This window comes from Paraburkholderia sp. CHISQ3 (genome assembly GCF_030464945.1).
GTDB lineage: Bacteria > Pseudomonadota > Gammaproteobacteria > Burkholderiales > Burkholderiaceae > Paraburkholderia > Paraburkholderia megapolitana.
Window position 1 is genome coordinate 542,294 of sequence record NZ_JALPRG010000005.1, and the last position, 24,361, is coordinate 566,654.

Consider the following 24,361-nt stretch of genomic DNA (forward strand, 5'->3'; position numbering starts at 1 on the left):
GTGCCGGATCGCCCTCACCCCCAAAACCCTTGAGCTGGCGGTGCGATCCAAGTGCCGTCGTGCGACGCCGCTCCCGGACGATCGGTGCGCAACAGCAACGGCGCGTCGAGATCTGCGTATGTGCAACGGCTTGCCATTACGAACGCCGGTGCAATCGATAATGAAGTGCCACCGAAGCAACCGACCATCACCTGCATATTCAGTTCGCGTGCACGCCTTGCCATCTGCAGCCCTTCGGTCAGCCCTCCGCATTTTTCGAGTTTCACATTCACGAAGTCGTACAGGCCGGCCAACCGCTCCAGCGATGCGAGATCGCCACATGCCTCGTCGGCGGCAAACGGAATCGCACCCGAGAAACGACTTAGCTCACCGTCTGCATCGGGAGGGAGCGGCTGCTCGACCAGATCGACACGTGCAGCCTGCAACGCGGGCAGCAGCTGGGCCAGTTGCTCACTGTTCCAACCGCCATTAGCGTCAACCACGAGTGTTGCGTCGGGACGGCACGCGCGCACCAGACTGAGTCGTTCCACCTCGTCCGGGTCATTCAGCTTGAGCTTGATAGCAACGTCGAGCGGCAGGAGTCGCAGCAGGTCAGACAGTTCGGCCACGGTTGCTGGCGACAGTGTGACGAGCGAACGCACGGGACTGTCGAACGCACCGGCGTGACCTGCCAGAGCGTCGACGCGTATGCCACGCTGTTGCGACTCGAGATCCCAGAGTGCCGCGTCGAGTACCGCGCGGACGCTGCCTGGCGGCAACCACTCACGCAAACTAAAGCGCGTAAGGCCATCACCCAGTTCGGTCCGCAGCGCTTCCACCTCAGTCGCGAGCGCGTCAGCGGATTCGCCCAGATGCAGCATGCCGACCGTTTCACCTCGTCCGATATGCACACCGTCGCTCAATTCGACCAGTAGTGTCTCGTCCTCATAGAACGTACCGTGCTGTGACTCAATTGGGCTCGCCAGTTCCCAGCGCTCAAGCCGGGTCCGCAGAGAAAGTGGGGGATTGTGTGTCATGTCTGTCATCTTCCAGTTTCGTTCGCCAGTGAGATCAGATCGGGGTTGTCTTGCGACGCTGCGCCACCTTCCGCGGAAGGCGAGGTACCCGCCACGCCATTCGATGACGCCTGAGTGCCGAGCAGACGCTGGTAGGCGGAGTTACCGCTGCGGACCAGTTCGTCGTGGTTACCGTCCGCCACAATGCGCCCCCCGCTCAGCACTACGATACGGTCCGCATTGCGCAAGGTCGATATCCGGTGCGCCACGACAATACATGTCTGCTCGCCGGCAAGACGTTCGATCGCCGTCTGCGCGCTGGCTTCCGTCACTGCATCGAGATTTGCTGTCGCCTCATCGAAAATTAACAACGGTCGACCCGACAGCAGTGCACGGGCAATGGCGACGCGTTGCCGCTCGCCGCCCGACAGGCTTGCGCCGCGCTCACCGACCTGGGTCTGATAGCCATCTGGCAACGAATCGACAAGTGAACCGAGGCCGATAGCCCGTACCACCTCGTCGATCTCCTCCTGGCTGACCCAGTCGATCCCATACGTCATGTTTTCGAGCAACGTGCGCGCAAACATGGGGGCGTCCTGCGCCACGATAGCGATTCGGCGCCGCAGGCTACCGGGTTCGACAAGCGCCAAATCCTGTCCCGCAATCAAGATGCGGCCGGAGGTCGGCTGATTGATACCGAGCAGGATCTTTAGGAGAGTTGTCTTACCGCTGCCCGAAGAACCGACCACACCAACCATCTGGTTCGATGCGATGGTCAGATCGATCCCGCGGATCCCGCTGCCGGATCGACCCTCGTAGAGGAAACTGACGTTGTCGAACTGGATGTCCATCTTGCCGTCGCGAAACGCCGGCAACTCTCTCGACGCGTTATCGTCTTGAGGCGTATTAAGCAAATCGACGAATTCTCGTAGATCGGATATCGATGTGTAGAATTCACGCGTCGCCTTGCCAAACGCGGCAAGCGAACTACGCAACACGAATGATGCACCGACCACGGTAGTTGCCGCGCCTACGCTGCCGTGCCCCGCCAGCGCGCACGCCGCCACCACAGCAAGCGGCACGATGAGCGTGACCGTGGCTAGCGCGTTCTGCAACATCGCATTGTCGACAAGTTGCTTCCAGGCCGGTCCTGTCCGCTCGCGCCAGCGCTCGCAGAACCATGACAGCCGTGTAGTTTCGTACTGGTGGGTGTCCCACGCGGTAACGGTCTCGTGGTTGCCCAGCACATCGGACAACTCCGCAGACAGGCGGCTATCGAGCGCCGCCGATTCGCGTAGCAGCGGCGTGACATGTCGCCGCCCGTAAGAGACAGTAGCGAACAGCATTGGCAGCAAACACACCAGCATCGCGAGCGCACCCGGCCAGCTGTCGATCGCAGTCACGCAGATTGCGAACGGAATTCCAACGATTGCCGGTAACAGCGTGAAGTAAGCATTGCTGATTACAGCATCGTAGTTTTGCCTCGCGCGCAGCACCTTGCGTATTGCCGCGCCGCCCAATTCATCTCCCGCATCTGCAAGCATACGCTGCCGACAGCTCCTGTAACCCACCAGCACAATCTCGCAGGACACCTCCAGAATATGCAAGAGGACAGCCCGGTCGCCATAGCGACGAGCGCCGATCGCACATAGAAGCACCCCCGCAATCACTGCGAACGTCACACCGAGCTGCTCTGGAGTCAGAAGATTGCGGCCCGCTGATTCCATCGTGTTGCCGATCATACGCGTCGTGTACATCGTCACCATGACCGATATCACCTGCGCCGCTACCGCTGCGCTCAAAGACCGCCACGCAACACGTAAGCGGCCTTTGATAAACATCCCGACCGTCAGTGCGCGTTTCCCTTCATCCATCGTCTTGCTCGCAGTTGCACCTCTCGCGGTGGGCGCTTCCGCGTCATGCTTGATTGCCTCTGCCATGAATCCCGTCCCTCGATGATCTACGTGCCGACGCGGCACTCCGTATCCGGTTCCGAGAATAGAGGACCGCGAGTGCTTGCTTCAACCTATAAGACTTAAGAGTATGTGCACGCACAGTGCAAATGGCATGCTTGTCTCACGGTTGGGAATCTGAATTTTGTTGCAGGCGGGATATTTGATCTAACGTCAACAGATCACAGGACCGAGTCATGGAACAGCGCCAGTTATTCAACGACACGTGTGTCGTGCAGCCAGCATCGCGAAACAGGTCACCACTCGATGCATTCATCGAAGACGGCTATTGCACTTTTCCGAGTCCATTCAGTCGCGACGAGCTCGATCTGCTGCGTCGAAATTACATGAAACTGCTCGATTTGAAGATGCGGCGTCTTGATCTTCGCAGCATGTCACCGCACCTTTCCTTGCTCAAGCGCAACGACGCGGTTCTGAACGACTTCAAACCCGCCGGTGGCAATCACGATCTGAACCGCTGGAACATGCATTTACCGTCGCATGGATCGTTGTTCGATGAACGCATCTTCAATGACACTCGCGTGATGCAGGTGGTTAATCGGCTGATTGGTCCGAAGGCAGTGTGTTACCTGATCGCATCCGATACGCCACTTGCGGGTGCTGGTTTTCAGGGCGCTCACCAGGATTTCACGCGATTCAGTATCGCGCTGAACATTCCACTCGTCGACGTCACCAATGACAACGGCCCGACCGAAGTGTGGCCAGGCACCCACCGCAATGGCGAATTCGACACCAGGCCATATTTCATTCCTGCCGATGACGCGCGCGCACTCAGCGTGGGACGTCGCCCTGTGCGCCTGACCGTACCCGCCGGCACACTGATCGTGCGTGATCATCGGTTACTGCATCGCGGCAGCGCAAACCTCACACCGGACGCGCGCCCGATGCTATCCATTTATTACGTGCTGGCCGGTGACGCGCCGTACGGTTGGCTCGCGCAGGCCGGTGTATGGCTCGCCGCTCGAGTACGGGAGATAGGCCGTGGTAAAGGAGGTAGCGTCGCGAGCCAACGCCTCCTGAATCTGGGGAATCTGCTCGGCCGCCTTGTCGAAGAGACGTCGCACAGCGACCGAGACTATCGTCGGGCTATCGAAGCACGTACCTTTGCACGACTTTCGCCGCGCGCAAGACATTTGCTGCGTTATGCACGCATCGTGTCAGACGGTGTATCTCACCCCCAGAGACGAGGAACGTTGCGCGGTTCAAATCTCCTCATCCGGCGCTGGTTTGGCGCGTGCATGGGTTTTCTGATGCAGGCACTCCGTCACACCCCGCGGCGCCCCGATTGACTTCCACTCTAACCCGAGGCCATAACCATGACAGATCTCACTTTCCCTCCTTTCGATTTGTATCGTCTTATTGAAAGCAGCTTCGAACCCGAACCTGGAGAGCGCCTCGCTATCCTGATCGATCTGCCCGACCCGTCCCTCGTCGAAAATTTCCGCTTCCTGGATAACCCCGAGTTCGAACTACAGGCACTTGCACATAGCGATTTCTATCAGCCTCTGCGGGCCGGTGTTGCGGAGCGACTTCGACTGGGTTCAGTTGACTTCTTTGCATACAAGACAGTGTCAGGTAGTAACGCCGAATTGCCGAAAGAAGCGTTCACCCCACAAGGCAAGATGATCGATTTCGTTGACGAAATCTGCTCGAAGTACACCATCCTTTTGTGTCTGACGACCCACTCTGCCACTGCACCACTGCTGGTGCTGGCGCGTAAGACTGGCTTTCGCGCAGCCACGATGCACGGTATCAATCGCGACGTAATAAATAGCGGTCTGTGTCTCGACTACCGCACAGTAGGTGAAACCACCAACAGATTCAAGGCCGCGCTGTCTCCTGCTGAACGTGCGGAGATCGACTTTACGTATCGCGGACAAACCTTTCGTCTCGACATCGAACTCGGTGGTCGCCATGCGGGCAAGAGTGCGGGACGCTGCCCGCCGGGGCATCGCAACGTCGAGAATCTTCCCGATGGTGAGGTGTATTTCCTGCCAAAAAGTGCGCACGGTGTATTTCCACACAAGTTCCCGGACGGCACGCTTGCAGCCTTGAAGGTGGAGAACGGAAGCGTCGTAGACGGCACGCTGCTCGATGGCAATGCAGATACGCTCGCGGTTGGCCTTAATCGCTTTATAGAAGACCCGGCAAGCGCGGTGCTCTGCGAATTCGGGCTCGGTACGTCGCGTCTGCCCGTAACCGGTGCCGAAATTCAGGACGAGAAGATCTTCGGTACGTTTCATCTGGCTACGGGACGCTGCGATCACCTCGGTGGTTACGTCGGGCCCGAGGCCTTCAAGCATCTGCGTAACGCCACTCATGACGACCATCTGTACAACCTTGGTCGCACACCCGAGATCGGTGCCCAGGTACGCCTCGTTCGCCAGGGTCGTACTGACGTACTGATCGAGGATTACGTTGCGTCGCAACTGATGGAAGATCTCTTCAACGACCTTGTTGAAACGCCATGAAATTCCACTGGTTCGTCGAATTCACCTATCCTCACCTGCCGGAGGAAGCGCTTGCCGGAGGTGGGGGTATGTGGGTCACGCCTGCGCGCAAGCATTGCAATGCCGCGACCGTGGCAGAGCTCTATGAACACACGCTGGCAGGCTATCGGGCCGCCGCCCAGCTCGGCTTCGATGGCCTCGTCGTCAACGAGCATCATCAATATGCGGGCTCCGTCAGTCCGTCGCCCAACCTGTTCGCCGCCGTGCTGGCTCGCGAAACGCGCGATGCGGCGATCATCGTGCTCGGCAACAGTCTTGTACTGTACAACCCACCGACACGCGTCGCCGAGGAGCTTGCTGTAATCGATGTGTTATCGGGCGGGCGGTTAGTGGCTGGTTTCGTGCTCGGTACACCGATGGACGCGTGCTTTGCAGGGGGCGTCGCGCCAGGCGAGCTACGCAGTCGCTGGAACGAAGCGCATCGGCTGGTTCGCGAGGCATGGGCCGCAGACGAACCTTTTGCCTTCGATGGCACATATACGCAACTTGCGCACGTGAACGTCTGGCCACGCACCGTGCAGCAACCACACCCTCCGATCTGGTTACCCGGCACTGGCAGCAAGGACACGTGGGCGCTCGCGGCGGAGGAAGGATACTGCTATTGCTATTTGTCGTTCGGCGGCACGCAAAAGACCGTCGCGTTCCTCGATGAGTACTGGTCGACCGTCTACGCCAAACGCTGGGATGACAACCCGTACCGCTTCGCACTCGCACAGGTCATTTGTGTCAGCGAGACAGATGAAGTGGCTGAGCGCGAGTACGCGGAGGCCATCGAGCATTTCTTCGGCACTGTGACGGCAGGCGCGCCGATGTTCGCGCACCTTCCAGTAACCGATGCACCGGGGGATAACTCGCCCACGCAGCCAGCGCGCACTACACCCGCTGCTGCGCCGCTGCGTTACGCGGACTATGTCGAGCGAGGTCAGGTGATCGCAGGCAGTCCCGCAACTGTGACTGCCGCACTGCGGAAGCTGGCACAGCAATGCAGGATCGGTCATCTGATCTGCATTCTGCAGGTCGGGACACTATCAGCCGAACAGACTGCAAAGAACGCGCGACTATTCGCCGCAGAAGTAATGCCGCGACTGCGTAGCCTTCACGCGGAACACACCGACCGATGGATGCCGCGCCGTACGGCCCATGGGGGGCTCATATGAACAAATCCGTTTCATCCGCGATTTTGGGCACTGCCTCCCTGTTGCGTATGCGCGCAATGTACCTCGGCGGTATCGAAAGCGTTCTGCCTGAACGCTGCCTGCAGCTATTGTCGCCACTGGCTCTGTCCGCCGTGTTTGCAGCAGACATCGCAATGCACACGCCACCTGGCAGGAATCCGCTGCTTGATCTGTTGACCGGATGCGCCGCGCGTCTGTATGAGACATGCCTGGACACAAGTACAGATGCAGCTGCAGGCGATGAGACCGGCGTTGTCGCGAGCGGGTACGCTGGCGTAGGTCTTACGGCGCGGCCGCTGCTGATCGGTCAAGGGCTCGGAGCAATGCTCGCTGCGGAGCTTGCATGCTTCGCACCAGATCCAGCCGCACCGCTGGTCCTGATCGCACCACTCGGTCTCTGGCTCGATACGCATCCGCTCGCAAATCTGCTCGCGCTCGGCGGCGAAGATGCCACCGCGCTGCTGTGGCACGACCCGACGCATCCGGAGGCGCAGCAGATGCGTGCGCACTGGCCGCCGCGAGGCCGGAACGCATTGAGTCGCGTTATGTGGCCATTCGCCGAGCACGGTCTCCACCAGCGCCTCCGCCATCTGCGGCGCCGCGTGCTGGTCATTGCCGGCGCTGACGACCGCTTCACCCCGCCTGCATACGCGCAAGCATTCACCAAGTTGTTGCCTGACGCGACGCTAAGCGTGATTCCCCGTTGCGGTCATCTACCAATGCTTGAGCGCCCCGAGGAAACCGCAGGGGTAATTCACACCTTTCTCACCACCAAGTCCTCGCCAACTGGGAGAACCTCATGAATTTCGTTGCGTTTTATCTGGGTCGTCACGACAGCAACATGTGTGCGTACGCTAATGGGCGTGTCTACTATGCAAAGTCCGAGCGGATGACGGGGGTTAAGCATCATCGCGCAACGCTAGATTTTGTCGAGCGAACGTGCAAGGAATGGGGCATCGACCGGGTCGACGCGGTCGCCTTCTCCGATGGCCAGCGAAATGGGCTTGGCCGTTGTGCACCTGGCGAGCTGTTCGCTGCAAGCAAGCCCGTACTTCCGTTTCTCGGGAACGTGCCGACGTGGTGTGTTGATCATCACTACGCGCATGTGTTGAGCGGCTGGCCAATACTTGCCACATCAGAGACCGCGGTAGGGATTGCGCTTGATGGTAACGGCGACAACGGCAACTCTCAGGCAGTGATTCGCGCGCCCGGATCGAAGACGCCGCAGTTGGTATTCAGCAGCAGTAGTCGCTCGTTCGGCATGCTATTTGAGAAGATAGGCATGCTCATGAAATTGTCTGGCAATCTTGAAGACCTGGTTGGTAAGGTGATGGGTGCTCAGGCTTATGGCGACGTTGATCACGCGTATCTACAGTCGATCGAGTTTGACGCAATCGCCGACTCCAGTATCTATGATCTGATCCTGACCCTGCCATGGCGTGGCACGGCCCCGGAGGCTGCACCAGACATTGTCGTAGACGAAATCGCGCGCCGCTGGGCGCCGCGTGCGGGCAACGATTTCTTTTCGTTCGATAACCCTTCGTTCCGCGACTGGCTAGCAACACTACACCACGGCGTCGCTGAATATGTGCTTCGCTTCTTCCAGCGGTACTGCCGGCCGGATGAAACTGTGCTGTATGCAGGCGGTTGTGCGCAAAACGTCGTATGTAACGAATTGCTCGCACACCACTTTCCGCTGCTCGCCATTCCACCGCATTCATACGACGGTGGACTGTCGCTCGGTTGTCTCGAACTGCTCCGCATCCAGCACGACGAGCCACCATTTTCGAACGCCGGTTTCCCATACTGGCAAAACGATCCAGTCGAACCAGCACCATCGCCGCAGACCATCGAACAGGTCGCCGACCTGCTGGCGGCGGGCAAGATTGTCGCCTGGCACCAGGGGAAGGGTGAACTCGGGCCGCGTGCGCTTGGCCACCGCTCGATCTTGATGGACCCGCGCATCGCTGACGCGAAGAACATCATCAACACCCGTATCAAGCTGCGCGAAAGTTGGCGTCCTTACGCGCCGAGCGTACTCGAGAGCCGCGCGCCCGAGTGGTTTGAGATGAGCGGCTCGAGTCGCTACATGCTACGCGCGGTAAACGTGCGGCCGGAGCGCCGTGCGTCGATTCCAGCGGTTGTCCACGAGGACGGTACCGCGCGCGTACAAACCGTTGCCGACGGTCCCGGCGCGCCGCCGGATCCATTTCTCACACTGCTGCGCGCGTTCGAGGCTCGTACCGGCGTGCCCATTTTGCTCAACACATCATTGAACGAAGGCGGTAGCCCGATCTTCTCGGTCGCCGCACAAAGTGAAGAGTTCTATCGGGCCGTGGCGCTCGACGCACTCTGCGTCGGTGATCACCTTCACGTCAAACCAAACTAGGTGAGCAATCCATGTTTATCGAATTCGACCGTCAGCGTGCTGCAGACTACGAGCATGCAATGCGCGCCGCGCCTGAAGCCCGCGCAGAGGAACTGAAGGCTGCCGCCTGGGCGCTCGCGCAACGGCGCCGCGAGCCGGTACAGCGCATCGTTGAACTTGGAGCAGGCTCCGGATATGCGACACCAACGCTGAGCAACCAGTTGGCAGTCCATGGCGAACTGGTGGCATGCGATCCGTCGCCGTACATGCTTGACCATCTGCAGGTACTGCCCGGTATGCGCAAACTTGTCGCTACCCCGTCGCATATCGATCTACCTGATTCATCAGTCGATCTGGTGTTCTCGATGGCGAGTTTTCACCATGTGCAGAACAAGGCCGTCGCCTTCGACGAAATCCGCCGTGTGCTGAAGGAGTCAGGTGAGCTACTCCTCGTGGACGTCGAGTTCGGCACGAGTGCGCAGCGGTTCTTTGATCACGTCGTGCAGCGCTATTGCCGCACTGGCCACGAAGTCGATTTTCTTGACCGCCATTTTGTCGAGCTGCTCGCCGAGCGGTCGGGACTCCACGTTGGGTGGACTGAGTGCGTGGAGACCGACTGGCAGTTTGATGATGAACCGTCCGCGCTCGCCTACATCGCGCGCCTCTTCGGGCTTGAGATATCGACTGAGAAGTTGCGCTCGCACGTGCAGCGCTGGTTGCGGCCCGTGCTACACAAGGACGGGCGCGTCACAGTTCCGTGGAGCCTCGGTTGCTACCTGTTATACAAGTCCACGATATGAAGCGCATCGCCCCCTTACCGGGATCCCTCCCATCGATTGCGGACGCTATCGGCAACACGCCCCTCGTCTGCCTCGATCGACTGCAAGCCGCGCAGCCCACGACGTCGGACCGCCTGTATGCGAAGTGCGAGTTTATGAACCCCGGCGGCTCCGTCAAGGATCGTCTCGCGCGCACACTGTTGCTGAACGCTGCGCGAGAAGGTCGGCTCGCGCCTGGCGGAACGGTGATCGAGACCACCTCCGGTAATACAGGGGTCGGGCTGGCAATGGCCGGTGCCGTACTCGGCTACCGTGTCGTGCTGATCGTTGCCGACACGACCACACCCGACAAGATCAACTTGTTGCGCACATGCGGCGCTACCGTGCATCTGGTCAAACCTGGGCTACCGGCAGATCATCCAGATTCGGCCAACGCGACCGCGCGCCGGCTCGTGCACCAGATTCCGGGTGCATGGTTCGCGAACCAGTTCGGCAATCCAATGAACTGGCACAACGCGTACGAAGGCCTCGGACGCGAGCTATGGCATCAGACCGCAGGGCAGATCGGCGCACTTGTGTGTGGAGCAGGCACCGGCGGTACGCTACATGGCGTCGCCCGCTTTCTGAAAGAACAACGTCCGGACGTTGACATTGTGCTCGCCGAACCACCGGGCAGCGCATTTTCAGCTCGCTGGCACAGACGTTCAACGCAGTTTACCGGTAGTCTCGTGGAAGGGATTGGCAACGACGAGGTGCCCGCCGTCGCGAGCGTCGCGGACGTCGATTACGTGTACGAGGTCACTGACGCTGACGCGCGCAGCGCAAGCCAGGCGCTGCTCGAACGCGAGGGTCTGCTCGCGGGCCCCTCATCGGGCGCGATTGTTGCCGCCGCGTTACGTTTTTGTGATGAGACGTGCTCGCGCCGTAGCGCGCGCCATGTCGTCGCGCTGCTACCCGATGGCACGCGCCCATACCTGAATACCTTTTTCGACAACGCGTGGTGCGCAGCGCACGGCCTTCAAGTCAACAACATGACGTGCCCGTTCGTACATACGCTCTCAGGGAGGGATCAAGCATGAAAGTACATTTCCTCGGCCATGCCAGCCTGCTGATCGAAACCAGCGAAGGCAATATTTTGATGGATCCGGTGTTTGGATCATCTCATCAGGAAGGTTTGCTCGACATCTTTCCGAAGCGCACACTGCACAAACTCGACGAGCTGTATCCAGTATTGCTCATAATCACGCACCGCCACCTCGATCACTTCGACGTCGAGACCCTGGCAAATTTGCCGCGAGAATGCCGTGTAATAATCCCCGACGACGACCTTCTCAGTCGCGCGCTCACTAGGCTTGGTTACCGGAACGTCGAACGGGTACAGGACTTCGACGAACTGACACTCGGAAAAGTGCAGATCACAATCACCCGGTCCGAGAACCGCGTGCCGGAATTCGGCGCAATCGTTCGCGACGGCTCGTGCGTGCTGTGGAACGTCGTCGATACAATTGTCAGCGCAGCGACATCAACGCGCATCGCCGAACAGTACGGGCCTGTCGATTTGCTGATCGCACCGTGGCAGCCACTTCTTGAGAATAACTTCCCACTCAATCGCCCTCTGGCATTTCCGTACGAGCGGGTCGGAGCAATGCTTGAGCAGATCGCGCGCATCGCACCGCGCCATGTGGTGCCCGGCGCATGCATGTTCTCGTACTTGCCGCCAGCAGAATATATGAACCAGTTGGTGTTTCCGCTTACACCCGTGCGATTCACCGACGCGCTTCTGCACCGCTGCCCCGGACTCGCCGGCCGTTGTTACAGTGCGCGGCCAGCCGATATCGTTACGTTGCACGAGCAGGCCAACGGCACAGCGACGGTAACGCACGAGTGTGGCGCGAGCCCGTTTGCGTCGCTAGTGGCAACTGCGGATAGCGAGCCTCGCTTTTCGCCCGTTACCTTCGGAGTGCCATTTGTTCACCCCTCCGAGGCGGCCGCACACAGCGACGACGCTTCGCAGTGGCGCGAGATTGTCCACGAGTGCACCGCTGAACTGCCACGATATATCGCCAGTCTTAGCGCAGACATACGCGATACATATGCACGATGGAATGTAATCTACCAGTTAACCGTGGTATCGCCGACACGTACCGAGCAGTGGCACTACCATCTCGCAGAACAACAGCCAACCGCAAACCCCGGTCCTTCAGAGCATGCGAATCTCGAATCGACAGTGACCGCGTCCGCACTTCACGGTCTGATAGAAGGTACACGTGGCTGGGATTACCTGCTGCTGAGCGGAAGTTTCAGAAGCTTTGTTTCGGCATATGAAGTCGATCAGCAAGGTCTGACCTATCCGCCACCACGCACGATCGCGGAACCATTGCGCAGCCGATACGCCTACGACACCCAGATTGAGCGCGTGATCGCTCATCAGCTTGCCAGTCTCGGTAGCGTCGTCTCTAGTGATGCAACCTGAGCGAAGCCACCAGCGAGAGTTCAATCGTAAAGGGCTCCGTTCGAATTCTAGCCCGCGGTCCGAACGCACACTGAGGCAATGCAGAGACGAGATGGCGTCCGGAGAGATTGCACTTGCGGCGCAGGGTTGTAGTGACGTTTTATTTCGCGAAACAACTTCGATTTGTCGATGGTTTTCACAAATACGCAGAGGCGTAAGAACGTTTCATAGCTGGGGTAACGCGCCTCCCATCCTGTGGATCTCCGGAGCCACCTCTACTGAGGACATTCCACTGGGCACAATCGTGCTCACTCGGTAGACGAGGACTCCTTCCACGTAGTCATTCTCGGCCAATTGAGGTCTATCTATTGAGTAACGTCAACCACTTGCTCGACGGGTTGAATCTTTAACTGGCTTGGAGTTGTAGCATGTCCCAGAACCCACAATTTTCCGCCGCCGGCCGTCTCATTGCTCTTCTCGCCTACGACGGCTTAGATACTTTTGAGTACAGCTGTGCTGTGGAGGTTTTTGATCTGCCACGCATCGAAATGGGATCCGATTGGTATCGCTTTGCGGTTGTGGCTGCTGAGTCGGGCGATCTGCACGGAACAGGAGGCATTCTCGTGCAAGCTCACGGAGGTCTGGAAATGCTTCGACAGGCCGACACGATCATTGTGCCAGGTTGGCGAGGACCAGAGGCTCCGGTTCCGCTTGCTATTTGTACCGCATTGCAAGCGGCTCATCAACGCGGCTCCCGCCTGCTATCTTTCTGTGCTGGCGCGTTTGTGCTAGCTGCCGCGGGTTTGCTTTCGGGCAAACGGGCGACGACGCACTGGCAGCACGCGGCCGCGTTTGCTCGCCTCTATCCGCTTGTGGTTCTGGAGCCCAATGCACTCTATGTCGATGCGGGCGATGTTCTAACTTCGGCCGGTAGCCTAGCTAGCATCGACCTGTGCCTTCATTTGGTACGCAGAGATTTTGGCATGAATGCGGCCAATAAGGTCGCCCGGCGAATGGTGATACCGCCGCGACACGAGCGCGCCAATATTCGGCACGAAAGTGGATCTTTGAACAGACTGGCTGGAGCGCGCTTTCTTGCCTTGATCGATAAGGTAAGGTCATCACTTGAACAAGATTGGTCCATCGACCGCCTCGCGGCTGAAGTGGCGATGAGCCCGCGTAGCCTGCAGCGTAGATTCAGCATCGCAATGGGCACGCCACCAGGTGAGTGGTTGATGATGGAGCGATTGATGCGGGCACGCAAGCTCCTTGAGGAGACGAATCTGCCGATAGAGAAGATAGCCTTCACGGTGGGCTTCCATGGTGCAGCGACACTGCGCAAGCATTTCCGGGAGCAGTTGGGAGCATTGCCGACAACTTACCGTCGAGAATTGAATTCTCATCATCAGCCCTCCAGCAAGCTTGGTGACCGTGAAAGCTCGGACAGTCTGATAAGTGAAATCCCCTAAGCCCGAGTCAGTTAATCGCTGGTAAACGAACCCGAAGACGGCGAAGAGAACGAAATCTACGCCCTTGGCCGCGGTCAAGGGCGGGAGGACGGCGGCCGAACCGGATCACCGAATAGACGCGGGGATTGCGGGAGCATAAGGCTAAATCGGTTACCTGGACGTGATGGCTTCGTCATCGGATGCGAGCGTGCGATCACAATTGCTCTTGCCGCGGTTAGCACCTGGTCCTCAGCGAGAGCCCGAACTCGCAGCATGAGCGGCAGAGCGCTGGTCAATACGGTTGAATATGGAGCCACTCTGGGATCGGCGCAAATGGGGGACCTATGCGCTGCAGCTCATGACGGTCAATCTCGATGGAGCGCATCCGAGTATTTGAACAAGCGGTTCGAATACTCGCGGCTGTTGCCCGCAGAAGCAACTGGCGCCGCACGCTATGTCGAACCTACCCTCTGCGCGTCACGACGCACGGCGATCAGCCGGACATCCTCGCCGACACTCTCGACGCTGTGGAACTCAAAAGCGGGACGCTCGCCCAGCGCTCCAGTCGTCGCAAGCGCCGCCAGCTCGCGCCCTGGGCCAAGCAGCCGCGGCGAGACATAGAACAGCAGTTCGTCCACAAGGCCTGCGCAAATCAACGCGCCGTTAAGTTCACCCCCAGCTTCCACATGCAGTTCATTGACACCGTCCTGCCCCAGCTCGCCGATTAGCCGCTGCAGATCGACGCGACCCGCAACATCGGGCAGACGCCGCAGGTCGGCTCGACGGGATTCAAGAAAGCGCTTGCGGTCCTCCTGTTCATGGGCGTAGTAGATTCTCACTGGTCCGCCCGTGTTCAACAGACGAGCACCGGCCGGCATGCGTAGCGTCGAATCGACTACGACCCGCAACGGTTGTCTAACAGTCTGAACCATACGGACTTCGAGTTGCGGATCGTCCGCCAGCACAGTGCCTACACCTGTCAACACCGCGCCCGCACGCCGCCGCCATGCGTGACCATCCCGTCGGGCGGCTTCGCCGGTAATCCATTTGCTGTCTCCATTCGGCAATGCGGTCTTGCCGTCAAGCGACGCTGCCACTTTCATGCGTACCCACGGTCGCCCATGCTGCATGCGAAACAGGAAACCGACGTTCAGGCGCCGCGCATCGTCGACCAGCGCACTGTCCGGGAACTCGATCACGTCGACGCCGGCCGCGCGCAGTCGCTCAATGCCTGAACCCGCTACAACCGGATTGGCATCACGCAATGCGGTCACCACTCTCCCCACCCCAGCATCGATCAATGCGTTACAACAGGGCGGCGTCCGTCCGAAGTGCGAGCAAGGTTCAAGCGTTACGTAGGCAGTTGCACCCTTCAGCAGTTCTCCATGTGCGGCCGCGTCGCGTAGTGCCATTACTTCCGCGTGCGGCCCCCCCGCCTGCTGGGTGTGCCCGCGGCCGATCACGCGATTCGATGCGTCGGTTATCACGCAGCCTACACGCGGATTCGGATCGCTTAGACCAATTGCATCGGCGGCAAGCGTTAGTGCTTCGCGCATACGCACGTTGATAATGTCGACGTTGGCGCGATAAAAGTCTTCGTGTCTGGTCACAGAGTCAATCCATCCTGTTAAGCGATTCATCGACGTATTCGATCTTCCCACTCTCAACGTCCGTTCTGATGTTGCGCTTCATCTTCGAGACCGCCTTGTTTCCATGATGGCTCGCGATGCTTGAACTGGGCGTCGTCCATACTCGTTATTTTGCGATATCCGATACGCCGGGAGACGACGCCTTACCTGTATTTCGTGGCCAAATAAAATATCGAATCGATATTGCGGCGAGCATTATGGCTACGCCATAACTCAGCCGACCGCCCACCCTGGAACCCGATCCCATTGCCAAGGCAGCATTAGCGCCGATTGATCCGATTCTGATAAGAACTGACTGCATCGATGAAATCGTTGCACGCGCCCGCGACTCATAGGATGACGCGAATTCGGTACCAGTGATCACAAACGCAATGCTTTTCGCGGCTTCCATTGTGGCCAGGACCGCCGGTAGCGCAAGCAAAGATACAACATTCAATAAACCAAACGCGATTGTTGCGGATAACAGAACTACCATATCGGAGCGCAAACGGGCGAGCCGAGTCACCAGCGAGCTCCGCAGCAAGAGACCAAACAGGGCACCGAAAGCATTCTGTGCCGCAATGAGAATGCCGAACCATATCAGGTCCACCTGTCGGTCATATAGGTGAATCTGAAGCAATGTGGTAAATACGGGGCCAACAACACCCATCACAACGAGCAGACAGACCATCGCAAGACGTTGACGTGAGAACAGGATCTGTGCTGCCGCACGGAGAGTTTCGTTGAATTCGATGCGGTGCACACTGGAATCTTGATTCCGGCCGGGTACCTCGCGAATAGTAAGAGTAACGACCAGTGACGAAAACGCCAGTATCGAATTCACGTTCGCTACGGTCTGAAATCCAAAATATTTTGCAATGAATCCACCTAGCAGATTCGCCACGATCGTTGCCGACAATGTGACTGCATACGACGTCCCCAAGGTCCGCTTTAGCGATGCCATCGGATCTCGATGCGATTGAAGGCCATCGTATAGCAGCGAATACTCTACCCCCGAATAAAATGAATTCCCAATCGCTATCATTGTGTACGCGCCCAAAATACCCGCGAAATGAAAATTGGGAACCAGCAGCACTCCTCCAATCGCCTTTGCCAGCGCTCCAACGACAAGGCTGTTACGTCTACCGATGCGTCCACTTAACACGCTAGCCGGGATGTCCAGAATGGTCAGGACTATTGTGAACAGTGTTTGAACCACGAATATTTCCGGGGTCGTGAGCCCTCGATCGTGAAAGAAAGGAACCGCGACTGCCTGGAGCACGATCAACTGCCAGAGTCCCCGCAAGGCAAGAATCCTCGATGTCTGGCTGACCCTCATGGAAGATCTCTTGCTGCGGTCACGTACAGATAGTCGTAGGGAAAAGCTTTTGAAGCTCGCTGGCAATGCTCAAGCCGCATCACCTCGAATCCGTACTTGGCAAGGAGCTTACTTAGCGTCGACACGGTATATATCCTTACGAGCCTACGGTCGGAAAGGACGATCTCGAAGTCGTTGTGACTGGTGGTGTCATGGAACACGCTTAACATGAAGATGCCCCCTGGAATCATCAGATCCCTGATTCGATCGAGGTAGGCTCCAACTTTGTCAATGTGCTGATGATGAAAACAGCCATTGTCTATTACGACGTCAAAAGGATCCGCTCCTTCCCAATCCAGAAAGTCCTGCTGTATGAATGTTATGGGTATGGTGCTAGACATTTCGATAGCGTCCCACTCCGGCAGCCGGCAGAGATCCATCGCTGTGACCGTGTGGCCTGCTTCTGCGAGGCGAACTGCATCAGAACCACGACCTGTACCAATATCGAGAATCCGGAATTTGGGCGAGGGAGCGTTCAGGATCGGATCAATCATCGTCCGCATGGCTTGCTCGTTTGACCATGTGTCGCGTCCAGATGCATACCACTGGTTGAAACTCTCTACGAGAATCGATGCGTACTCTGATGAAGAAGAGGGTGTCATTTTGAGAAAGTCCTCACTGAAAATTAGCGATTCGCTTTGTCTACTTCGACTAGCAACTAGCGTGACTGAAAATAATTCCGGAAACGAATACGGGGTTGATAGATTTGTTCGAGATTCAGTCCACTTTTTTGATCATTCGGTATGTGCCTTCGTTATGCGGCCTTCATGAGAAGACCTGATCACAGCGGTCTGGTGACGCTCAAGCGGGGGTAGGTCTTCAGGTGTCGTCTAGGCATCCGGGCCCGCACGGTCGAGCGGCGGTACGGGAGTGAGCTCAGCTGGAGATCCAACATGACCGGTTCCGGACGTAGAGGGCTGTACCTCTTCGTAATCGACCGGCGGTATGCGGGCAATCTCCAGTCGGCCCAGCAACTGGGCCGCCGCACCCACCGCGATCGTAGTCGCCTGGTTACGGTCCGCGCCCCTCGCCAGCACATAACCGAACCGGTCTGGATTGCTGCGCAACGCAGCTACCTGGCTGCCGGTCTCGACGAACAACCCATGCGACACCACCTGCGGGTGCAGTTCGACGGGCGGCTGGACACGCACCACGATCCCATCGTGGTCACTCCACACCTGCCGAAGTGCGACGGTGGAGACAGGGTCGCCCGGGGGCGAGATGTTGCGACCTGTCGCGAGCGCGACCAGATCCATTGTCACCGACCGCCCCAGCGCTAAAGAGATCTGCTGCATCACCACGTGCCCGGCCACCCGGCCGTTCACTTCGATCAACTCGGGGCCACGCGGCGTCACCATCATCTCGATATGCACTGCGCTATGGCAGATACCGAGCGCCTTGACTACCTGCTGCGCAAACTCCGCAGCACGTTCAGCGCCGGGGAAACTCGCCGGGAAGTAACCGCCCGTCTCCGCTGTGACGCCGGGTGAGACTGCGTCGCGTTCGGCAAGACCGAGCAGGATCGGTTCGCCGCCCTGCACCAGCAGCTCCGCGCTGACATGCAAACCGGTCAGGTATTCTTCAAGCAGAACCGCAGGCTGCCCTCCGGCAAAACTCGCCGCAGTGCGTACGGCTTCGCTCCATGCTCGAATCAGCGCTGGCCGGTCGTGTACGACGCTGACACCCAGTGAGAACGACCCGTTTGCCGGCTTGATCACGACTGGATAACCCAATGCGTCGGCAGCCTCCAAGGCACTATCAAGACCATCGGCACTACGCCAGCGCACCGTCCCGATCCCGGCACTGGCCAGTCGCAGCCTCACTGCTCGCTTGTCGCCAAGCAGTAACGCGGTTGCTCGCGTTTCTCCAGGAACGCCGAGCGCCTCGGTCAATCCGGCGACTTCAAGCGCGAATGACTCGCGCCGGCAGATCACTCCGTCGGGACAGCTCGGTCCCCAGCGCTCGCGCAGTAATGCATACAGGTTGGCGTCTTGACCGAGTTCAGGAACTTCGATCAGTCGCGTCGCCCGCGCCATCTGAGCGGCGTCCTGCACCGCTCTGTGCGCCTGTAGATTTTGCGCGACGAAGGTGACCTCGATGCCCGCATCAACCATTTCCGCGACGCAGTCGAAGCCGCGCACCGACGTGGTTTCCACCAGCACAATATGCATTTGTCATGCCTCCCTGTGGCAAACGATAACTAAAAAATGGTAATTCGCATCGGAGGTGCCTCGAATCGCCAGCAAGCGTTCGGGGCCCCAGTTCGCCGATTCGAGTAACGCTACGGGTGCGAAAAACTGTATCGCCGACTCGTCGCTCCAGATGTCATCCTGGGTTCCAGGAGACGGCCTGAACGAATCGAACAACCATGCCTGCACATTCCCCCGGCTCAGGCGCCTGTTCTGTCAACGTATGGGTCATGAGAGGGCTCGTTTCCATTCCTCGGGGGTGCCGGCATCAGGGAACAGCGTCACGACAGTCGCTTCGCGCGGTAACTCGCGGGCAAGTTCGCGGGCGATCAGCCAGTTCGCGGCAGCGGAGCTGCCGATTGCGATGCCGGTCAGTTGTCTGAATTCGACCATGCCTTTAAGCGAGTCGGCAAACGACACCGAGTGATGCTCGACTGCGCGCCGATAGGCCTGCACGAACGGCTGGCACACCCTATTGCCCATACCACCTGAACCAGAATATTTGGGTAGACCATTCGGTGGTGCAGCGCTGCCATAGGGCAATTCTGCAGGCGTCACGCCGACCACGCGCAGCGACGGATAGTGCACGTCAAGCGCGCGCGCGACACCAACCAGACTGCCGCCGGTTCCGATCGACGCAACCCATGCAGACGGCACACGATCGCCGAGTTGCGAAACGAGTTCGGCGCCCGTGGTTTGCGTGTGAACGTCGATGTTGACCGTATTGCGATGCTGGTACAACAAAGTCCAGCTGGGATCGCGTGCGGCCATCTCAAGCGCGCGCTGTATGACGGGGTAGAAGCCGAGCTCCCGGTCTACCAGTTCGATGGACGCGCCGCGCGCGCGTAGCAGCTCGAGCAGACTACCCGGAGCCGCGGAAGACAATACGAAGCGCGCCGCGATACCCAGCTCGCCGCACAGCATGGAAAGCGCCCCGGCGAGATTACCGCCTGAATACTCGAGAATGCGCAGTTCGTCCAGCGGGCGATCGTCGTGTTTCATCAATGCGTCGCATAGCAACGCATAGGCCACACGATCCTTGATCGAACCCGCAGGGTTCTGCCATTCGAGTTTCGCAACGATGGCCGCACCGCCGGCATAACCCGGCACTTCGATCAAATCCGTGTCGCCAAGTTGCTGATGGAAGACCTCAAGCGCCGAATGCCGGGCGCGCAGTCTGGACGTATCGAACGGTATAACGTCGGCCAGTTCGAAATGAGCGTCGAACGCAGGTAGTGAATTCATAGGGACTCCGCAAGCCTGAAACCCATCGCATAGATCGGACTGTGATACCAGCCGTGTCGTCGCGCGCATCGCGCGAGATCGCCATAGCGCGAGAAACTGCCGCCGCGCGCTACACGGTAGGTGCCCTGCTTCAGATGTAGGTCATCGTCGACGAACGCCCCGCCTGGATAGGGTGCGTAGTTGTCCGCGGTGTATTCTTCGACGTTGCCCGCGAGATCGTCGATGCCGCTAGGCGTACGACCGGCTGGATAGATGCCGACCGGCGTGGTGCACAGAGGACCGTCTTCGACGGTGTTCGCGCGTCCGGCTTCAAATATGCTGCCCCAAGGAAATTCACGCCCGTCACCGCTTGACGCCGCATATTCCCATTCGGTCTCGGTAGGCAAACGGAACGCACGACCGGTACGCTGTGCAAGCCAGGCGGTGTAGGCATCGGCGGCCTCGGGCGGCACGGTCCAAACCGGATGATTCGCGAGATGACTGGGGTAGCCACCCAGTTGCCACGAAGAGGGCAACCAGTGTGCCTGCGTGTCTTCGAGGAACTCGCGATACTCGGCGTGGGTCACCGGATAGCGGCCCAGCGCGAACGGCTGGATCTGCACCATGTGCTCCGGACACTCTTTCTCGATCCATTCACGCACGACACCAACGTGCCGCCAACGCTCAACGACATCCTCGATTCGTTGTACCGGCAACCCTACCTTGACCATGCCGCCAGGCAACTCAACCATCGGCGGACGAAGTACGTCGATACGTGGGTCGCCCACCAACGCCAGCACGGCCCCCGCCGCGAAGCGGCGCGGCAGCGACGCGTCCTGGTCTTCCAGTACAGCAACCAGCTCCGCAGCGGAACCGCGCAGCAGATCGCGGTTGCGGCTGAGCACGTCGCGCCCCAGCCGGTCCACGAGCGAAGCCGGGAGCCCCATTGCTTCGCGTGGTGACAGCAGATTGGGATTGGTACCGGTCGCGTGCACCGCCGGATTGAAATTCACACGGCCGTTCATGCGTTTTGCCCCCCGGTAGCGATTTCGTAGATATGGCCGTCATACGAACTCGCGAGAAAACACCGGTTCACTGGGTCGAAACACATTGACGAGATGCCGGCTGGAGTCGGTCGCACGGTCGGCTTCCATCCAGATACCGCGCGATCGTAAATCGCGACCGTACCGAAGTAGGAACCAGAAGCGATATAGCGTCCGTCGTCTGAGGTCGCAACACATTTGATCGATCGCTTATGCGGCGTCTGGATTACCGCAACGCCACCGGTTCGCCAGATACGCAATTTATGGTCACGGCTGACGCTGACGAACTCGCCCTCAGGTAGCGCAGCGCATCCGTTGGCGATACGAAAGTGCGCAGCGCGAATGCGATCGGTTTCGCGGAAGTCGTCGACCGCAAACCACGATGCACCTGTATCGGCACAAACCGAAAATATCTTGCCCCCAGATACCGCCACAGCCTTGACCGCATTCGCGTGTAGCGGCAAGGTGGCTACATGTTTCACCACGCGTTGCGCGTCGATGGAAAATACAAGTCCCTCACCCGTGTACGTGCCGATCACGACATGAGGTAAGCCATCTCGTTCGAAAGCTGCGCCGCAATTGAGCGGCGAATGATGCTGAAACAGAACCTCGTTGGTCAACGCGTCCACGACCTTGCCGATCTGCCCGCCCGTCACGACGCGCTCGCCGACAGGCGTGAGGAAATTACACAGGCTACCGACATCTGTCGACGCAATGCCGTCGATGTGAAGCACGCCGCCATCGCCGATCGTCAGACGCTTGCCATGGTGAATCGTCACCGCGTTGATACCGGGCGTAAAGCCGACACCGTCCATGTCCCAACGATCGGTATCGACGTGATACACCGCATAAGATGTACCGAAGGTGGCAAACGCAAGGGTCTTGCTGTCCACGAATGCGCACGATCGCGGCCAGACCTGCGACGGTAGATCCGACTTCGCCAGTGCGGTCAACTCGCCTTGCGTTGACCAGATGCGTAGTGTGCGATCGTAGCTCAGGCTGACTAGCAAGTGTTCGCTCGCCTGATAGATCAATCGCTTGATCCCGGCGGCGTGCGCGGGATAACGGCGCGTCTTGTCACCATCGATGACGAGAATTTCGCCTTCGTCGTTGCCAGCATAAATTACACCCTGACGTGTAACAGCGATCGTATCGGTTTCGACGCCACCCAGATCAAGATCGGCAACCAGCCGGTTGGCGGACAACGACCAGCGTTTGATGGTGCCGTCGTCACTCGATGAAATGAGTTCGTCACCGTTCGACGACCACGCAACGGAAATCACATCGGCTGAATGTCCTTCGAAACAGGCCTTGAGGGCACCCTGAAAATCGTAAACGCGTACCCGATGGTCCCGCGACGCCGTAGCGATCAGTTCCTTGCCGGGGTGAAACACCGACATTTCGACGTCGTCGAGATGGTCGCCGAACACGGCTCTAAGCTTGAGGTCGGGCACCGACCACAGCCGCGACGTGTGATCGCTCGATGAAGTAACCACGTGCCGGCCGTCCGGACTGAATTCCACCTGATTAGCAAGGTGATCGTGAAACGCACGGCCGACTGGCACCTTGTGGCCAGCATCCCAGAGAATCAACTGGTTGTCGTAACCTGCTGTGGCGACAAAACGGCCGCCGAACGTGGCAACACCGCTAATGGGAGAACGATGGGAAATCATTAGATGGACTCCTGATGGGCGGGAAGATCGATGTTGTGACGAGTGTGGTTGACTTTGGCTTCGAGGTAACGACGGTTATGCGCGTGCAGAAACACCCCCGTTGGTATCAGCGAATCGACCTGGATTCCGGCCTTGAGGAGTTGCGCCCGTTTGTCGGGATTGTTGCTCAACAGCACCAGTCGCTTGACTCCCAGTGCGTTCAGCATGTCGACCGCTGCTCCGTAGTCCCGCTCGTCGTCCGCGTGTCCCAGCATACGATTGGCGGTATAGGTGTCGTAACCATCTTCCTGCAATCGGTACGCCTCGAGTTTTTTATACAAGCCAATACCGCGCCCTTCCTGACGCATGTAAAGCAGGAAGCCGCCTTCTTCGTGTAGGCGCAGCAACGCCTCGTTCAATTGCGGCCCACAATCGCAACGGGCAGATCCCATCACATCACCGGTCACGCACTCTGAATGCAGGCGAACCACCGGTGTCTCTGGATGAGGATTGCCGAGCTTTATGGCGAAGTGTTCACGTCCGTCTCGTAAGCCCGAGAAAGAAAATATCTGCGAGGCCGCTAGTTCACCGTTTGTGAGGACTAGTGGTACGTTTACGATGTTGCTTACTGCGGGCTCCGTGTTAGGAGAGATTGCCGAAAGAACGTTGCCAATTATTCGTGTATCTCTATCATTCATTTTCCATTCCTAATTGTTTATAAAATAAGGAGATCGACTATTTTCTTCGACATCGGTCGCAACCCTCTTCTTTACCTGGATTGGATGGATAGGCTCGACGCAAGCTTCGGTACCGTGACACTCCACTTCTGTGGTCCATATAGGCACAGGAACTTCATGGCTCACCGCTACAGCAAGGCATGTCTTCCCTGATAGCTGCTGGACGGACAGCAGACGTGTCGGCCCGATTCAAGAGTGAGAAAAAAAATGGCATGGCGTGCATCTGAATGTAACGCATAGAATATCTTCGTCCAGAAGGTGAGACTGCCGAACCGAATTTTTCTGCGAAGTTAAAATCATTTCCTGTAGTGGTCACGATCCAGTACGTCTCTCTTGCCAGAGGTCGCTTCTACTAAAACGGATCGCCTTCAGAAGGCATCGACATCACGGAGAAACCCGGAGCAGTAATCATCTATCGGGCGCCCGTATCAGGGATCAAGGAACGCCAGCAAGCGTTTGAAAATCCTGAGTTCGTTGTAGCAATGGTACTTAACGGAACTGCTTAGGGGTAGGCAAGAGAATGCCAGAAGTCCTCAAGATCGCGCCAAACAGTCGCCCGCTCCCATCCTGAGATATCCGCGTTCGCTCGATCCGTCCTATGAGAGGTGGCTTCAGCATTCGGACTTCCCGAACGATCGAACTGTCTCAGGTTTAGTGGAGATTCCTACTCTTGAGCGTGGTTCATCGGGGTTTGCCCGACCCCGAAGGATGATGCGCACGGGTGCCGCGGAGCGAATCTGCAAAGGGATACAACTGTGATCTGCATTAGGAAATCCGGACCAGCACGAGAGTGAGTTTTTCGGCAAACTT

19 protein-coding genes are annotated in these 24,361 nt (G+C 58.4%); 9 read left to right on the plus strand and 10 right to left on the minus strand.

Annotated elements, in window-relative coordinates; genetic code table 11:
• Window positions 1-14: 14 nt before the first annotated feature.
• Together M0D65_RS15005 and M0D65_RS15010 are read right to left on the minus strand one after the other, a co-directional pair.
• On the minus strand, window positions 15-1,016 hold the full coding sequence (locus M0D65_RS15005) for an enolase C-terminal domain-like protein (protein ID WP_266253378.1): 1,002 nt from the start codon (window positions 1,014-1,016) through the stop codon (window positions 15-17).
• Window positions 1,017-1,021: 5 nt separating this feature from the next.
• Entirely contained in the window at window positions 1,022-2,935 is a 1,914-nt protein-coding gene (locus M0D65_RS15010; RefSeq protein ID WP_266253379.1) for an ABC transporter ATP-binding protein, read from the minus strand.
• Between the two features lie 209 nt (window positions 2,936-3,144).
• Here M0D65_RS15010 and M0D65_RS15015 point away from each other — a divergent pair, with 209 nt between their 5' ends.
• The 9 genes from M0D65_RS15015 to M0D65_RS15055 all read left to right on the plus strand — a co-directional run bounded on the left by M0D65_RS15015 (window position 3,145) and on the right by M0D65_RS15055 (window position 13,721).
• Entirely contained in the window at window positions 3,145-4,257 is a 1,113-nt protein-coding gene (locus M0D65_RS15015) for a phytanoyl-CoA dioxygenase family protein (RefSeq protein ID WP_266253380.1), read from the plus strand.
• A gap of 27 nt (window positions 4,258-4,284) precedes the next feature.
• On the plus strand, window positions 4,285-5,439 hold the full coding sequence (locus M0D65_RS15020) for a hypothetical protein (RefSeq protein ID WP_266253381.1): 1,155 nt from the start codon (window positions 4,285-4,287) through the stop codon (window positions 5,437-5,439).
• A complete protein-coding gene (locus M0D65_RS15025; protein WP_266253382.1) occupies window positions 5,436-6,635 on the plus strand; it encodes an LLM class flavin-dependent oxidoreductase in 1,200 nt (399 codons plus the stop codon). Before M0D65_RS15020 ends, M0D65_RS15025 begins: the two co-directional genes overlap by 4 nt.
• Window positions 6,632-7,456 carry an alpha/beta fold hydrolase gene (locus tag M0D65_RS15030; RefSeq protein ID WP_266253383.1) on the plus strand — a complete coding sequence of 275 codons (825 nt, stop codon included), beginning with the start codon at window positions 6,632-6,634 and terminating at the stop codon, window positions 7,454-7,456. The genes M0D65_RS15025 and M0D65_RS15030 overlap by 4 nt, the downstream gene beginning before the upstream one ends.
• Window positions 7,453-9,042, plus strand: coding sequence for a carbamoyltransferase C-terminal domain-containing protein (locus tag M0D65_RS15035; protein WP_266253384.1), 1,590 nt, complete (start codon window positions 7,453-7,455; stop codon window positions 9,040-9,042). The genes M0D65_RS15030 and M0D65_RS15035 overlap by 4 nt, the downstream gene beginning before the upstream one ends.
• A gap of 59 nt (window positions 9,043-9,101) precedes the next feature.
• Entirely contained in the window at window positions 9,102-9,821 is a 720-nt protein-coding gene (locus M0D65_RS15040) for a class I SAM-dependent methyltransferase (RefSeq protein WP_266253385.1), read from the plus strand.
• Window positions 9,818-10,879: a PLP-dependent cysteine synthase family protein gene (locus M0D65_RS15045; RefSeq protein WP_266253386.1), complete on the plus strand. Its 1,062-nt coding sequence runs from the start codon at window positions 9,818-9,820 to the stop codon at window positions 10,877-10,879. The genes M0D65_RS15040 and M0D65_RS15045 overlap by 4 nt, the downstream gene beginning before the upstream one ends.
• Window positions 10,876-12,273, plus strand: a complete 1,398-nt coding sequence (locus M0D65_RS15050) for an MBL fold metallo-hydrolase (protein ID WP_266253387.1) — start codon at window positions 10,876-10,878, stop codon at window positions 12,271-12,273. The genes M0D65_RS15045 and M0D65_RS15050 overlap by 4 nt, the downstream gene beginning before the upstream one ends.
• Window positions 12,274-12,680: 407 nt before the next feature.
• The gene (locus tag M0D65_RS15055; protein ID WP_266253388.1) at window positions 12,681-13,721 is read left to right on the plus strand and encodes a helix-turn-helix domain-containing protein; all 1,041 of its coding nucleotides are present in this window, start codon (window positions 12,681-12,683) and stop codon (window positions 13,719-13,721) included.
• A 431-nt stretch (window positions 13,722-14,152) separates the two neighbouring features.
• Here the strand turns inward: M0D65_RS15055 and ribD are convergent, their stop codons facing one another.
• The 8 genes from ribD to ribA form a co-directional block, all read right to left on the minus strand.
• Window positions 14,153-15,310, minus strand: coding sequence for a bifunctional diaminohydroxyphosphoribosylaminopyrimidine deaminase/5-amino-6-(5-phosphoribosylamino)uracil reductase RibD (gene ribD, locus M0D65_RS15060; RefSeq protein WP_308076666.1), 1,158 nt, complete (start codon window positions 15,308-15,310; stop codon window positions 14,153-14,155).
• Window positions 15,311-15,455: 145 nt separating this feature from the next.
• Entirely contained in the window at window positions 15,456-16,667 is a 1,212-nt protein-coding gene (locus M0D65_RS15065; protein WP_266253389.1) for an MFS transporter, read from the minus strand.
• A complete protein-coding gene (locus M0D65_RS15070; protein WP_266253390.1) occupies window positions 16,664-17,209 on the minus strand; it encodes a bifunctional 2-polyprenyl-6-hydroxyphenol methylase/3-demethylubiquinol 3-O-methyltransferase UbiG in 546 nt (181 codons plus the stop codon). The genes M0D65_RS15065 and M0D65_RS15070 overlap by 4 nt, the downstream gene beginning before the upstream one ends.
• Window positions 17,210-17,536: 327 nt before the next feature.
• Window positions 17,537-18,877: an ATP-grasp domain-containing protein gene (locus tag M0D65_RS15075; RefSeq protein WP_266253391.1), complete on the minus strand. Its 1,341-nt coding sequence runs from the start codon at window positions 18,875-18,877 to the stop codon at window positions 17,537-17,539.
• Window positions 18,878-19,123: 246 nt separating this feature from the next.
• Window positions 19,124-20,140: a pyridoxal-phosphate dependent enzyme gene (locus M0D65_RS15080; RefSeq protein WP_266253392.1), complete on the minus strand. Its 1,017-nt coding sequence runs from the start codon at window positions 20,138-20,140 to the stop codon at window positions 19,124-19,126.
• Window positions 20,137-21,144, minus strand: coding sequence for an SUMF1/EgtB/PvdO family nonheme iron enzyme (locus tag M0D65_RS15085; RefSeq protein ID WP_266253393.1), 1,008 nt, complete (start codon window positions 21,142-21,144; stop codon window positions 20,137-20,139). Before M0D65_RS15085 ends, M0D65_RS15080 begins: the two co-directional genes overlap by 4 nt.
• The gene (locus tag M0D65_RS15090) at window positions 21,141-22,835 is read right to left on the minus strand and encodes a WD40 repeat domain-containing protein (RefSeq protein WP_266253394.1); all 1,695 of its coding nucleotides are present in this window, start codon (window positions 22,833-22,835) and stop codon (window positions 21,141-21,143) included. Before M0D65_RS15090 ends, M0D65_RS15085 begins: the two co-directional genes overlap by 4 nt.
• Window positions 22,835-23,512, minus strand: coding sequence for a GTP cyclohydrolase II RibA (ribA, locus tag M0D65_RS15095; protein WP_266253395.1), 678 nt, complete (start codon window positions 23,510-23,512; stop codon window positions 22,835-22,837). The genes M0D65_RS15090 and ribA overlap by 1 nt, the downstream gene beginning before the upstream one ends.
• Window positions 23,513-24,361: the final 849 nt, after the last annotated feature.

What these genes read in the sequence shown, in the direction of transcription:
- M0D65_RS15005 (WP_266253378.1), bottom strand. Translation starts at nt 1,016, where the DNA reads ATGACACACAATCCCCCACTTTCTCTGCGGACCCGGCTTGAGCGCTGG.
- M0D65_RS15010 (WP_266253379.1), bottom strand. Translation starts at nt 2,935, where the DNA reads ATGGCAGAGGCAATCAAGCATGACGCGGAAGCGCCCACCGCGAGAGGT.
- M0D65_RS15015 (WP_266253380.1), top strand. Translation starts at nt 3,145, where the DNA reads ATGGAACAGCGCCAGTTATTCAACGACACGTGTGTCGTGCAGCCAGCA.
- M0D65_RS15020 (WP_266253381.1), top strand. Translation starts at nt 4,285, where the DNA reads ATGACAGATCTCACTTTCCCTCCTTTCGATTTGTATCGTCTTATTGAA.
- M0D65_RS15025 (WP_266253382.1), top strand. Translation starts at nt 5,436, where the DNA reads ATGAAATTCCACTGGTTCGTCGAATTCACCTATCCTCACCTGCCGGAG.
- M0D65_RS15030 (WP_266253383.1), top strand. Translation starts at nt 6,632, where the DNA reads ATGAACAAATCCGTTTCATCCGCGATTTTGGGCACTGCCTCCCTGTTG.
- M0D65_RS15035 (WP_266253384.1), top strand. Translation starts at nt 7,453, where the DNA reads ATGAATTTCGTTGCGTTTTATCTGGGTCGTCACGACAGCAACATGTGT.
- M0D65_RS15040 (WP_266253385.1), top strand. Translation starts at nt 9,102, where the DNA reads ATGCGCGCCGCGCCTGAAGCCCGCGCAGAGGAACTGAAGGCTGCCGCC.
- M0D65_RS15045 (WP_266253386.1), top strand. Translation starts at nt 9,818, where the DNA reads ATGAAGCGCATCGCCCCCTTACCGGGATCCCTCCCATCGATTGCGGAC.
- M0D65_RS15050 (WP_266253387.1), top strand. Translation starts at nt 10,876, where the DNA reads ATGAAAGTACATTTCCTCGGCCATGCCAGCCTGCTGATCGAAACCAGC.
- M0D65_RS15055 (WP_266253388.1), top strand. Translation starts at nt 12,681, where the DNA reads ATGTCCCAGAACCCACAATTTTCCGCCGCCGGCCGTCTCATTGCTCTT.
- M0D65_RS15065 (WP_266253389.1), bottom strand. Translation starts at nt 16,667, where the DNA reads ATGAGGGTCAGCCAGACATCGAGGATTCTTGCCTTGCGGGGACTCTGG.
- M0D65_RS15070 (WP_266253390.1), bottom strand. Translation starts at nt 17,209, where the DNA reads ATGCGGACGATGATTGATCCGATCCTGAACGCTCCCTCGCCCAAATTC.
- M0D65_RS15075 (WP_266253391.1), bottom strand. Translation starts at nt 18,877, where the DNA reads ATGCATATTGTGCTGGTGGAAACCACGTCGGTGCGCGGCTTCGACTGC.
- M0D65_RS15080 (WP_266253392.1), bottom strand. Translation starts at nt 20,140, where the DNA reads ATGAATTCACTACCTGCGTTCGACGCTCATTTCGAACTGGCCGACGTT.
- M0D65_RS15085 (WP_266253393.1), bottom strand. Translation starts at nt 21,144, where the DNA reads ATGAACGGCCGTGTGAATTTCAATCCGGCGGTGCACGCGACCGGTACC.
- M0D65_RS15090 (WP_266253394.1), bottom strand. Translation starts at nt 22,835, where the DNA reads ATGATTTCCCATCGTTCTCCCATTAGCGGTGTTGCCACGTTCGGCGGC.
- ribA (WP_266253395.1), bottom strand. Translation starts at nt 23,512, where the DNA reads ATGAATGATAGAGATACACGAATAATTGGCAACGTTCTTTCGGCAATC.